The sequence below is a fragment of the Streptomyces sp. NPDC002669 genome (assembly GCF_042889165.1).
In the GTDB taxonomy this organism is placed as follows: Bacteria; Actinomycetota; Actinomycetes; order Streptomycetales; family Streptomycetaceae; genus Streptomyces.
Window position 1 is genome coordinate 91,427 of sequence record NZ_JBIAQQ010000032.1, and the last position, 12,252, is coordinate 103,678.

The 12,252-nt window shown below is 68.9% G+C and carries 11 protein-coding genes; 3 read left to right on the forward strand and 8 right to left on the reverse strand.

What is annotated here, in order from left to right:
* Nucleotides 1–94: 94 nt before the first annotated feature.
* The 3 genes from ACFYW1_RS33625 to arc form a co-directional block, all read right to left on the reverse strand.
* Entirely contained in the window at nt 95–313 is a 219-nt protein-coding gene (locus ACFYW1_RS33625) for a ubiquitin-like protein Pup (RefSeq protein WP_016325855.1), read from the reverse strand.
* A gap of 120 nt (nt 314–433) precedes the next feature.
* Nucleotides 434–1,945: a depupylase/deamidase Dop gene (dop, locus tag ACFYW1_RS33630; protein ID WP_389001952.1), complete on the reverse strand. Its 1,512-nt coding sequence runs from the start codon at nt 1,943–1,945 to the stop codon at nt 434–436.
* 237 nt (nt 1,946–2,182) lie between these two features.
* The gene (gene arc / locus ACFYW1_RS33635) at nt 2,183–3,949 is read right to left on the reverse strand and encodes a proteasome ATPase (RefSeq protein ID WP_389001955.1); all 1,767 of its coding nucleotides are present in this window, start codon (nt 3,947–3,949) and stop codon (nt 2,183–2,185) included.
* A gap of 242 nt (nt 3,950–4,191) precedes the next feature.
* Between arc and ACFYW1_RS33640 the strand changes: the two genes are divergently transcribed.
* Nucleotides 4,192–4,503: a ferredoxin gene (locus tag ACFYW1_RS33640; protein ID WP_356936310.1), complete on the forward strand. Its 312-nt coding sequence runs from the start codon at nt 4,192–4,194 to the stop codon at nt 4,501–4,503.
* Nucleotides 4,504–4,542: 39 nt separating this feature from the next.
* On the opposite strand, the gene ACFYW1_RS33645 is transcribed toward ACFYW1_RS33640, so the two are convergent.
* The 3 genes from ACFYW1_RS33645 to ACFYW1_RS33655 all read right to left on the reverse strand — a co-directional run bounded on the left by ACFYW1_RS33645 (nt 4,543) and on the right by ACFYW1_RS33655 (nt 7,622).
* Nucleotides 4,543–5,127: a hypothetical protein gene (locus ACFYW1_RS33645; RefSeq protein ID WP_389001959.1), complete on the reverse strand. Its 585-nt coding sequence runs from the start codon at nt 5,125–5,127 to the stop codon at nt 4,543–4,545.
* A 273-nt stretch (nt 5,128–5,400) separates the two neighbouring features.
* On the reverse strand, nt 5,401–6,309 hold the full coding sequence (locus tag ACFYW1_RS33650; protein ID WP_384230933.1) for a tRNA (adenine-N1)-methyltransferase: 909 nt from the start codon (nt 6,307–6,309) through the stop codon (nt 5,401–5,403).
* Between the two features lie 62 nt (nt 6,310–6,371).
* Nucleotides 6,372–7,622, reverse strand: coding sequence for a site-2 protease family protein (locus ACFYW1_RS33655; RefSeq protein ID WP_148835570.1), 1,251 nt, complete (start codon nt 7,620–7,622; stop codon nt 6,372–6,374).
* Nucleotides 7,623–7,793: 171 nt separating this feature from the next.
* On the opposite strand from ACFYW1_RS33655, the gene ACFYW1_RS33660 reads away from it, so the two are divergent.
* Together ACFYW1_RS33660 and ACFYW1_RS33665 are read left to right on the forward strand one after the other, a co-directional pair.
* The gene (locus tag ACFYW1_RS33660) at nt 7,794–8,639 is read left to right on the forward strand and encodes a RecB family exonuclease (protein ID WP_389001963.1); all 846 of its coding nucleotides are present in this window, start codon (nt 7,794–7,796) and stop codon (nt 8,637–8,639) included.
* 10 nt (nt 8,640–8,649) lie between these two features.
* Entirely contained in the window at nt 8,650–9,321 is a 672-nt protein-coding gene (locus ACFYW1_RS33665; protein ID WP_148833656.1) for a response regulator transcription factor, read from the forward strand.
* Nucleotides 9,322–9,369: 48 nt separating this feature from the next.
* Here the strand turns inward: ACFYW1_RS33665 and ACFYW1_RS33670 are convergent, their stop codons facing one another.
* A complete protein-coding gene (locus ACFYW1_RS33670) occupies nt 9,370–10,968 on the reverse strand; it encodes an ABC transporter substrate-binding protein (protein ID WP_389001967.1) in 1,599 nt (532 codons plus the stop codon).
* Nucleotides 10,969–11,331: 363 nt separating this feature from the next.
* A complete protein-coding gene (locus tag ACFYW1_RS33675) occupies nt 11,332–12,033 on the reverse strand; it encodes an HAD family hydrolase (protein ID WP_389001970.1) in 702 nt (233 codons plus the stop codon).
* Between the last annotated feature and the right edge of the window lie 219 nt (nt 12,034–12,252).

A 12,252-nucleotide genomic window follows, 5' to 3' on the forward strand; every position in this document is an offset into this window, starting at 1 on the left:
ACGGCTCGCGGTGCCGCTTGTGGCCGCGCGGTACGGGCCGACCGGCCCGTACCGCGCGTACCGCCTTCCACTCCCCCGCGTTCACACTTATGAACTACTGACCGCCCTTTTGAACGAACGAACGCACGAAGTCCTCGGCGTTCTCCTCGAGCACGTCATCGATCTCGTCCAGGACCGAGTCGACGTCGTCGCTCAGCTTCTCCTGGCGTTCCTTGAGGTCCTCGGACGCCTGCGCGTCCTGCGCCTGCTCCTCGACCTCCTCGGTGGAACGCGTCGCCTTCTGCTGTCCGCCGCCGGTGTCCTTGGTCGCCATATAGCTCACCCCGCTCGGTTCGAAGCACTTGATCAGACCCTACCCACGGGCTCCGACATCGGCCCGGTACTTTCCTCAACGTCCGGGGGTCATCCCGATGATTCCCCGATCCCGGCCCTTTCAGCCGCCGGACAGCACCTGGACCAGCTCCTCCGCCGTGCGGCAGCGGTCCAGGAGGTCCTTGACGTGCTCACGGGTCCCGCGCAGCGGTTCCATGGTGGGCACCCGCTGCAACGAGTCGTGCCCCTGGAGGTCGAAGATGACCGAGTCCCAGGAGGCCGCGGCCACGTCGTCGGCGTACTGCTCCAGGCAGCGGCCCCGGAAATAGGCCCTGGTGTCCTCCGGAGGCTTCGTACGGGCCTTCTCGACCTCGGCCTCGTCCAGCAGGCGCTTCATCTTCCCGCGGGCCGCCAGGCGGTTGTAGAGCCCCTTCTCGGCCCTCACGTCGGCGTACTGGAGGTCCACCAGGTGCAGGCGCGCCGCGTCCCAGTCCAGGCCGTCGCGGTGGCGGTAGCCCTCCATGAGCTCCCGCTTGGCGACCCAGTCCAGCTCGCCGGACAGGCTCATCGGGTCGTTCTCCAGCCGGTTGAGGGTGTCCTCCCAACGGGCCAGGACGTCCTTGGTCTGCTCGTCGGCGTCCGCCCCGTACCGCTCCTCGACGTACTTGCGACCCAGCTCGAAGTACTCCATCTGCAACTGGACCGCCGTGAGGGTGCGGCCGCTGCGCAGCGTGACGAGGTACTGCAGGGTCGGGTCGTGGGAGACGTGGTGCAGGGTGCGCACCGGCTGGTCCACCGCGAGGTCCACGTTGATGAAGCCGTCCTCGATCATGGACAGGACCAGGGCGGTGGTGCCGAGCTTGAGGTAGGTGGAGATCTCCGAGAGGTTCGCGTCGCCGATGATCACATGGAGCCGGCGGTACTTCTCCGCGTCGGAGTGGGGCTCGTCGCGGGTGTTGATGATGGGGCGCTTGAGGGTGGTCTCCAGGCCGACCTCGACCTCGAAGTAGTCGGCGCGCTGACTGATCTGGAAGCCGTGCTCGTGGCCGTCCTGGCCGATTCCCACGCGCCCCGCCCCGGTGACCACCTGGCGGGAGACGAAGAACGGGGTCAGGTGGCGCACGATGTCGGAGAACGGCGTCTCCCGCTTCATCAGGTAGTTCTCGTGCGTGCCGTAGGAGGCGCCCTTGTTGTCGGTGTTGTTCTTGTAGAGGTGGATCGGCTGGGCACCGGGCAGCTGGGCCGCCCGTTCGGCCGCCTCGGCCATGATCCGTTCGCCGGCCTTGTCCCAGAGGACGGCGTCCCGCGGATTGGTGACCTCCGGGGAGCTGTACTCCGGGTGCGCGTGGTCGACGTAGAGGCGGGCGCCATTGGTGAGGATGACGTTGGCGAGACCGATGTCCTCGTCGGTGAGCTGGCTGGAGTCGGCGGACTCGCGCGCGAGGTCGAAGCCCCGCGCGTCCCGCAGCGGATTCTCCTCCTCGAAGTCCCAGCGGGCACGGCGCGCCCGGTGCATCGCCGCCGCGTAGGCGTTGACGATCTGGGACGAGGTGAGCATGGCATTGGCATTGGGGTGGCCGGGGACGGAGATCCCGTACTCCGTCTCGATGCCCATTACTCGACGTACGGTCATGCGGCCCTCCTTGCCCGGCGGCGCTCCCCTCGGGGGGCGGCGCTCAAATACCGCTGCTTGTCGGTGCGCGTGCACGGCCCGCCCACGCGCTGCGCGACCGGGCGGTATGCAAGAGCCTAGAGCGCCGCTGTGCCGACGGGGAGATCAATTACGTCATTGCCGCGGTGTCGCGCGAGCTGTCCGGAAAAGCAACCGGCTGCGGATGCCCGGGCCGGGCATCCGCAGCCGGACCGCGCTCTACAGGTACTGGCCGGTATTCGCCACCGTGTCGATGGAACGGCCGGTGTCCGCGCCCTGCTTTCCGGTGACGAGCGTGCGGATGAAGACGATCCGCTCGCCCTTCTTGCCGGAGATGCGGGCCCAGTCGTCCGGGTTGGTGGTGTTCGGCAGGTCCTCGTTCTCCTTGAACTCGTCCACGCATGCCTGGAGGAGGTGGGAGACCCGAAGGCCCTTCTGTCCCTGTTCGAGGAAGGCCTTGATGGCCATCTTCTTGGCCCGGTCGACGATGTTCTGGATCATCGCTCCGGAGTTGAAGTCCTTGAAGTACAGGACTTCCTTGTCGCCGTTGGCGTACGTGACTTCGAGGAAGCGGTTCTCCTCGGACTCGGTGTACATCCGCTCGACGACGGACTGGATCATGGCCTGCGCCGCCGCCTCCTTGGAGCCGGTGTGCTCCGCGAGGTCGTCCGCGTGCAGGGGCAGCGAAGGCGTGAGGTACTTCGCGAAGATGTCCTTCGCGGCCTCCGCGTCCGGACGCTCGATCTTGATCTTCACGTCGAGGCGGCCGGGGCGCAGGATCGCGGGGTCGATCATGTCCTCGCGGTTGGAGGCGCCGATGACGATGACGTTCTCCAGGCCCTCGACACCGTCGATCTCGGCGAGCAGCTGGGGGACGATGGTGTTCTCCACGTCCGAGCTGACACCGGACCCGCGGGTGCGGAAGAGGGACTCCATCTCGTCGAAGAAGACGATGACGGGAGTGCCCTCGCTCGCCTTCTCACGAGCACGCTGGAAGACCAGTCGGATGTGCCGCTCGGTCTCGCCGACGTACTTGTTGAGGAGCTCCGGACCCTTGATGTTGAGGAAGTAGCTCTTGCCCGCCGGCTGGCCGGTGACTTCGGCGACCTTCTTGGCGAGGGAATTGGCGACGGCCTTGGCGATGAGCGTCTTGCCGCAACCGGGCGGACCGTAGAGCAGAATGCCCTTCGGCGGCCGCAGTTCGTGTTCCTTGAAGAGGTCGGGGTGGAGATAGGGGAGTTCGACCGCGTCCCGGATCAGTTCGATCTGGTCGCCCAGACCACCGATCTTGTCGTAGTCGATGTCCGGCACTTCTTCGAGGACGAGTTCCTCGACCTCGCTCTTGGGGACCACTTCGTAGACGTAGCCCGACCTGGGTTCGAGCAGCAGGGCGTCACCGGGGCGGATGGTCATGTCCAGCAGCGGCTCGGCGAGCCGTACCACCCGCTCCTCGTCGGTGTGCCCGATGACCAGGGCCCGCTCGCCGTCCTCAAGGACTTCCTTGAGGGTGACGATGTCCCCGGCCCGCTCGAATTCCATGGCGTCGACCACGTTGAGCGCTTCGTTGAGCATGACTTCCTGACCGCGCCGGAGGTCGTCGAGCTCAACGCTGGGACTGACGTTCACCCGGAGTTTCCGGCCTCCGGTGAAGATGTCGCAGGTGCCGTCCTCATTGCCCTGCAGAAACACACCGAATCCGGCCGGCGGCTGCGCGAGCCGGTCGACTTCTTCCTTGAGGGCCACGATCTGGTCGCGGGCCTCACGGAGTGTGTTGGCGAGCCGCTCATTCTGCGCGGACACGCCCGCCAGGTTGGTCTGCAACTCGACGATCCGCTCTTCGAGAATCCTCGTATGGCGCGGAGAGTCGGCGAGCTTACGTCGCAGGACGGCGATTTCCTGCTCGAGATAGGCGACCTGGCCGGCTGGGTCTTCGGACCCCCGTCCGGGCCGGATGCCGCGGTTGATGTCGTCGTCGTGGGCTGCCACGGTCCTCACCTCCTCCAAGGGGAGCTGGACGCTTCCTGACCCTACCTGGGTGGGTGATGATTGAAACCCCTAGATCACAAAGACTGCGGGGTGTGTCCGATCTTCACCCTTGCGTTCCCCCTCGTGTACAGGGGAATACCCACCCTTCAACATCGGAAAGCGGCCAGTTGTATCGTCGAACCGTCCAACACCCGTCGGGGCTGGCTTCTTTTGGTTCGGATACGCAGGGAACGGCAGGAGAAATGACCGTGCAGCAGGACGCGCCCAACGGTGGCGACGCACAGGATCTGGAGGTCTGGATCGATCAGGACCTCTGCACGGGAGACGGCATCTGCGTCCAGTACGCCCCCGAGGTGTTCGAGCTGGACATCGACGGCCTGGCGTACGTGAAGAGCGCCGACGACGAGTTGCTGCAGGACAGGGGGGCGACGACGCCGGTGCCGCTGCCGCTGCTCCAGGACGTCGTCGACTCGGCCAAGGAGTGCCCGGGCGACTGCATCCATGTGCGTCGCGTTTCGGACAGGGTCGAGGTGTACGGCCCCGAGGCCGCCTGATCCGGTGGATCGGGCCCCGGGGGCACGCGCGGTGACCGCTCAGGCACCGGCCGGGGCCGGGACGGTGGCACGGACGAACGCGCCGCCCCGCCACTGCCACGTGACCTCTTCCCTCTGGTCGGGGCAGCAGCGCGGCACCTCTGTCGAGGAATAGCCGAGCAGAGTGGCGGAAATGATTCCCTCACGCACCCCGAAATCACCGACGCTCATCTTCTGACCGGGGTCCACCAGGGTCGCCACGACCCGGGGTGTGGCCCCGGTCCCGTTGGTGAGGACGTAGACGCCGCTGGGCGGGGTGCCGGAGCCGGCCGCGCAGTGGACCACGGCGACGGTCTCGGGGCGTGCGTCGCCGTCGAGATCGCCGGTGGCCTGCTTGGCCACGGTGCTGTCCAGTCCCGCGCAGTCCAGGGGGAAGGTCGCCCGCGCCGGGTCGGGGGCGGTGACGGCCGGTGTGCCGTGCTGCGTCGCCGTGCGGTGGGGGGTGGAGGCCGATGCCGAGGCCACGGGGTCCGGCTGGAGCGCGCCTGCGGCCGCTATGACGGCGGCCATGGCCGTCGCGGTGGCGAGCCAGTGCAGCGGCTTGGTGTCGGTGTGCGCGAGGTCCGGGAGCTCGGAGGTCTGCACGCGGGATGTCTCCTGTGGTTCCTGTGGTTGGAGGATGCCTGGACGGGCGGTGCGCCGGTGGGTCTTCTGCGGTGGCGTGGGTGGGCCAGCATCGTGCCACACCTCACAGGGCGGAGGAACGGTGGGGTCGGTACGGATCCGGACCCGCGGGGCGGTTGCCCCCACGGGCGGTTGCCCCCCGGACAACGAAGAGGCGCCGCCGTCCGGTTCCCGGGTCGCTCCGGGAACTCGGCGGCGGCGCCGGTGCGTTGTGGCGGGTCGGCCCTGTACGGGTCAGCCGCGCGACGAGGAGCCGCTCTGGCTGCCGGGACCGTCGTAGTCCTCGCCGTAGGCGCCCTTGGCGGGCCGGCGACGGCGCAGCGGGGGCTCCACTCCGTCGGCCAGGCGGCGGGCGGTGACGAGGAAGCCGGTGTGGCCGATCATGCGGTGGTCCGGGCGGACGGCCAGGCCCTCGACGTGCCAGTTGCGGATCATCGATTCCCAGGGCTGCGGTTCGGCGAAGCAGCCGATCTCACGGATGGACTCGACGGTCCGCGCGAGCTGGGTGGTGGTGGCGACGTAGGCGCAGAGGATGCCGCCGGGCACCAGCGCCTTGGAGACGGCCTCCAGGCACTCCCAGGGGGCGAGCATGTCGAGGATGACCCGGTCGACGTCGGTGTCCGAGAGGTTGTCCTGGAGGTCGCCGACGGTGAGCTGCCAGGCGGGGTGCGGCTCGCCGAAGTAGCGCTCCACGTTCTGCCGGGCGATCTCGGCGAAGTCCTCGCGGCGCTCGTAGGAGTGCAGCATGCCCTGGTCGCCGATGGCGCGCAGCAGGAAGGTGGAGAGCGAGCCGGAGCCGACACCGGCCTCCACGACGCGGGCGCCGGGGAAGATGTCGGCGAAGGCCAGGATCTGCCCCGCGTCCTTGGGGTAGACCACGGCGGCGCCGCGGGGCATGGACAGGACGTAGTCGGGGAGCAGGGGGCGCAGCGCGAGGTAGGCGACGTTTCCCGTGGTTCGGACCACACTGCCCTCGGGGGCACCGATCAGCTCGTCGTGCGGGAAAGAACCCTTGTGGGTGTGAAAGTTCTTCCCTGCTTCGAGCGTGAAGGTGTAGTGGCGTCCCTTGGGGTCGGTGAGCTGGACCTGGTCCCCGACCTTGAAGGGCCCGCGTCGGCGGGCGGCACCGGTCGGTTCAGACATGTGACCAGCGTACCGGTGTTTCCCCGGCCTCCGACCGCGAGCCAGGGGCGGACGGCGGGCGTTCAGGCGGCGGGCCGGGCCAGCGCGGCGACGAAGGCCCGCTCCACGTCGGCCGTGGAGAGCACTCCGTAGATCTCGCCGGTCTCCTCGACGACGAGGTACTCGGTCGCCGGGGTGGCCTTGAGCCGGTCCAGGAGTGCTTCGCCGGACAGTTCGGCGGAGACCCGCATGCCTTCGGTGAGGTCCTGGGCGAGGCCGCCGACGGCGACCCAGGGGCGGCGGTGTTCCGGCACGGAGACGATGGCGGTCTCGCGGACGAGGCCCTTCGGCTCGCCGTGGCCGTCGACGACGACCAGGGCGCGGGCGCCCGCCTCGTTGGCCCTGCGCAGGGCCTCGGAGAGCGGGGTGTCCGCCTCCACCGGAACGGCGCGGCGGGTAAGGGTGCGGGCGCGCAGTTCGGGGAGGTGCTCGCGCAGCCGGGCCATGCGCAGGCTGTTGCCCGCCCCGGTCCAGATGATCGCGGCGAGGATGGCGGCGAGCAGCGCGTCGGTGACGGTGTCCATGCCGCTGAGCTCGGCGGGGTCGTTGCCGAAGGACCCGCTGTGGGTGAGCAGCGGCAGGCCGATCAGGGTGACGACGGCGAGGGCGCGGCCGACCCAGGCGGCGGCGACGGTGCCGCTCATCGGGCGTCCGGTGATCTTCCATACGACGGCCCGGAGCATGCGTCCGCCGTCGAGCGGGAGGCCGGGCAGGAGGTTGAAGGCGGCCACCAGGAGGTTGGAGATCATCAGGCCGGCGAGCAGGACGCCGGGCACGGTGCCGGGCTCGACGAACATCATCCCGACGTAGAACAGGCCGGCGAGCACCAGGGAGAGCAGCGGGCCGACGAAGGCGAGCAGGAACTCCCGGCCGGGGGTCTCGGACTCCTTCTCGATCTCGGATACGCCGCCGAAGAACTGGAGCTGGATGCGGCGCACCGGGAGCTTGTAGCGCAACGCCATGACCGTGTGCGCGAGTTCGTGGACGAGCACGGAGGCGTAGAAGGCGATGGCGAAGAAGAGGGAGACCAGGTAGCGCGCCGCGCCGAGCTCCGGCAGCACCCGGTCGAGCTGCCCGCCGAAGACCCAGGTGATCAGTGCGGCCACGAGGAACCAGCTGGGCGCCACGTACACGGGCACGCCGAAGGGGCGGCCCATGAGAAGGCCGCCTCCGGGCTCTTCGGGGCGCTGCGGCCGGCCTCCGTCGGGGCCGGTCCCGGGTGCCGTTCCCCCGGCACCGGGCTGCGGCCGCCCGCTGTCGCCGCTCTCGTCCACGGGGTCCCTTCGGTCGGTGCCCTGCGGCACGGTCATGCAGTGTTCGAGGGTGTGTGGTCGATGGTATGCCGCCGACTGTCGGTGGCGGGTCGTAGGGTCTTCGACATGACCTCCCTGTCGCGGTCCCCCCAGCCGCCTTCGTCCCTTTCGCCGTCGCGGGCGAGCGATTTCATGCAGTGTCCGCTGCTGTACCGCTTCCGGGTCATCGACAAGCTGCCGGAGAAGCCCAGCGAGGCGGCTACCCGGGGCACGCTGGTGCATGCCGTGCTGGAGCGGCTCTTCGACAATCCCGCGGCGGAGCGCACGGCCGGCCGGGCCACGGCGCTGGTGCCCGGTCAGTGGGACCGGTTGCTGGAGTCGAAGCCGGAGCTGGCCGAGCTGTTCGCCGGGGACGCCGGGGGCGAGCGGCTGGCGCGCTGGCTCTCGGAGGCGGAGAGCCTGGTGGAGCGGTGGTTCTCGCTGGAGGACCCGACGCGGCTGGAGCCCGCCGAGCGGGAGCTGTTCGTCGAGACGGAGCTGGAGTCCGGGCTGCGGCTGCGCGGGGTGATCGACCGGATCGACGTCGCGCCGACGGGCGAGGTCCGGATCGTCGACTACAAGACGGGCAAGGCACCGCGTCCGGAATACGCGGAGGGCGCGCTGTTCCAGATGAAGTTCTACGCCCTGGTGATCTGGCGGCTGAAGGGCGTGGTGCCGCGCCGGCTCCAGCTCGTCTACCTCGGCAGCGGGGACATCCTGACGTACGACCCGGTGGTGGCGGATCTGGAGCGGGTGGAGCGCAAGCTGCTGGCCCTCTGGGACGCGATCCGGCTGGCCACGGAGACGGGCGAGTGGCGGCCCCGGCCGACGAAGCTCTGCGGCTGGTGCGACCACCAGTCGGTCTGTCCCGAATTCGGTGGCACTCCCCCGGTGTATCCGCTGTCGGTCCGCCCGCCCGAGTCGGAGCCGGAGGGGCAGGGCAGAATGGATCCGGTCCGTGCTGAGGCCGGCCGGCCTGCGGCCCCCGAAGGACCCTGAAGGAGACCCTGTGGCTATCCGCGTCCTACTGGTCGACGATCAACCGTTGCTGCGCACCGGCTTCCGGATGATTCTGGAGGCGGAGGGGGATCTCGCGGTGGTGGGCGAGGCCGGTGACGGCCTCCAGGCTCTCGACCAGGTGCGGGCGCTGCAGCCCGATGTGGTGCTGATGGACATCCGCATGCCGCGGATGGACGGTGTGGAGGCGACGCGCCAGATCACCGGTCCCGGGCGGGACGGCCCGGCGAAGGTGCTGGTGCTGACCACGTTCGACCTCGACGAGTACGTGGTGGAGGCGCTGCGCGCGGGGGCCAGCGGCTTCCTGCTGAAGGACGCCCCGGCCAATGAGCTGGTGCAGGCCATCCGGGTGGTCGCGGCGGGCGAGGCGATGCTCGCCCCGAGCATCACCCGCAGGCTGCTCGACAAGTACGCGGACCACCTGCCGTCCGGCGAGGATCCCGTGCCCGACACGCTGCACACGCTGACCGACCGCGAGGTCGAGGTGCTGAAGCTGGTGGCCCGCGGTCTGTCGAACGCGGAGATCGCCGCGGATCTGTTCGTCAGCGAGACGACGGTGAAGACGCACGTCGGGCACGTGCTGACCAAGCTGGGGCTGCGCGACCGGGTGCAGGCGGCCGTGTACGCGTACGAGAGCGGTCTGGTGCGCCCCGGCGCCCAGTGAACGTGCCGCCGCCCGGACGCCCCCGTGGGGTGTCCGGGCGGCGGGGGCTCAGCCGGTGTCCTTCCCCAGTTCCCAGAGCTGGAGTTCGCCGGAGGAGTTGAGCGCCCATTCCACCCCGGTGAGGCTCTCGCGGGAGGCGGCGTACTGCTTGCCCTGCCAGATCGGCAGTACGGGGACGTCGGTGGCGACGAGGTCCTGGATTTTCTCGAAGGTTCCCGCCGCGGCGCTGCGGTCGGCCACGCGCCGGGACTCCGGGATGAGCTTCTTCTGCGCCAGGGTCGACTTGTAGGGCGAGTTGAGGAAGTTGTTCTTGTCGAGGAACGGCGCCGTGTAGTTGTCCGGGTCCGGGAAGTCGGGGAACCACCCCATGCCGTAGACGGCGTAGTCGCCGCGTACCTGGGCGGGGCGGAACTTCGCCCAGGGGGTGCCCTTGATGGTGACGTCGAACAGCCCGGTGTCGTCGAGCTGCTTCTTCAGCGCCCGGAACTCCTCGGCCGTCCCGGTGCCGAAGTGGTCGGTCGTGTAGTGCAGGGTGAGCTTCACCGGGGTGTCGATGCGCCCGGCCCGCAGGATCTTCGCCGCCCTGGCGGTGCTGGGCTCGCCGTACTTGTTGTAGAACGAGTTGGAGTGCCCGGCGATGCTGGACGGGATCAGCGAGTACAGCGGCTCGGCCGTGGCGCCGTACACCCCGCCCGCGATCTCGCCGCGGTCGACGACCTGCGCCATGGCCTGGCGGACCGCCTTGTTCTTCACGGTCTCGTCGTCGGTGTCGAAGCCGAGGTAGCGGATGGCGAGCCCCGGCATCTCGGTGAGCCTGACGCCCTCCTCCGGCTTCTCCAGCATCCGCTGGGCCTGCTCGGGCGTCATGGTGCGGGTCATCATGTCGATCTTCTTGCGGTCGAAGGCCTTCTCCATCGCCTTCGCGTCGGGGAGGAGGGCCAGCTCGATCTCCTCGTTCCGCACCTTCAGGTCTCCCCGGTAGAGGGGGTTCCTGGTGAAGACGACCTTGACCACCCTGTCGTGCTCGACCTCCGGTTTCATGGTGTACGGGCCGGAGCCGCTCACCTGGAACCCGGTCCGCGCGGACTTCGCGTCGTACTCGCTCCGCGGCACGATCCCCGCGACGGGGGTGGAGAGCTTGTAGGGGAACGTGGCGTCCGGCGTACGGAGGTGGAAGACGACCTCCCGCTCGTTCGGCGTCTCGACCGTGTCGACGTTGGCGAGCAGGGCGCCGGGCCCGTTGGGGGTGTCGATGCGGATGGCCCGGTCGATGGAGTACTTCACGTCGTCGGACGTGATCCTCCTGCCGTTGGTGAACTTGAGGTCGCTGCGCAGTTCGCAGCGGTAACTCTCGTTCTGGGTGTCCGTGAAGGAGCAGCTCCTGGCCGCCTCGGGCACCGGCAGGCCACCGCCGCGCGGCACGTGCATCAGGGTCTGCACGGTCTGCCGGAGCACGTTCCACGCACCGGCCTCGTAGGCGACGGCGGGGTCGAACGGCGCGGGGTTGTCCTTCGAGGCGACGAACTGGTCCGTGGTGCCGACGACGACGGCGTCCCCGCCGCCGCCCCCGCCCGACGCGCCGCAGGCGGCGAGTACGGGTGCGAGCAGGCCGACGACGGCCGGCAGCACCAGAGTCTTGCGGTTCATCTTGGACGCTCTCCCTCATCCCGGTATCGAGAGAGCGACATTAGTAGGCACGGTCGGCAATGCCGCGCAGAGAAGTTCCGCCGCATGATCGGGCGGCGGAAGGGAATGACCACGCACCGTTTCCCTGCATCCGGAAGGCTTCCTCCGAACTGGCGGCAATCGGGACTTTTCACCACCACAAAACGGGCACTCAGGTGGATCTTGAACAATTTTCAGGATTTATCGAGTGATAAAGCTCACGCTTTCCTGTATATGCAATCCCTGCCGCGCACACATCTCTCACACACGTGCGCGCGACAGAAAGCACACATTCACCGCCGAGAGCTTTTCCTTTCGTTCACAGAAACACTCTCGGTGCGCAAATCACTGCATTCCCGTGACCAGCTCCCGGAGGAAAGCGAGGTCGACTTCCTCCAGCGAGCTCACGACCACCCGGCCGGACGCGGGGGCAATGGGGGCGACGGACGGCACGGCGACCACCCGGCATCCGGCGGCCTCCGCGGCGGCGACGCCGGTCGCGGTGTCCTCGATGACGGCGCAGCGCTCGGGGTCGGCGCCGAAGCCGGCGGCGGCGGTGAGGTAGGGCTCGGGGTGCGGCTTCGTGCGGGAGACCTCGTCGCCCGCGACGGTGAGGGCGAAGTGGTGGTGGCCCACCGAGTCCAGCACCCGGTCGATGATCCGCCGGTGCGAGGCGGAGACCAGGGCGGTGGGGACCTCGTGCCTGGCCAGTTCGTCCAGGAGCCGGGCCGCGCCCGGCATCAGCGGCACACCCCGGCCGATGCGCTTCTCGAAGCGGTCGTTGAGCAGCACGGTGAGTTCGTCGAGGGTGACGTCCGCGCCGGTGACATCGATGAGGTAGCCGGCACTGCGGGTCATCGGGCCGCCGACCACCACGTCCCGCCACGCCTCGTCGAGCCGGTGCCCGAGTTCGGCGAAGACCTCCACCTCGGCATCCCACCAGAAGCCCTCGGTGTCGACGAGGGTGCCGTCCATGTCGAGCAGAACGGCCTGGAGCGCGGCGTCTTCGGCCGTGCGGGTCAAGGACGCGGGGACCGTACTGGTCATCGGCACACCTCCGTGAGGGACGAGAGGCCGGTCGTCCTTTCCCCGTGGAAAGGACGACCGGCCTGCACTGGGCCGACAAGTGTACGACTTGTCCTGCTACCGCGCGTCGAACATCGTCTTACCGCGCGTTGAAGTATTTGGCCTCGGGGTGGTGGATGACGATCGCGTCGGTGGACTGTTCGGGGTGGAGCTGGAACTCTTCGGAGAGGTGGACCCCGA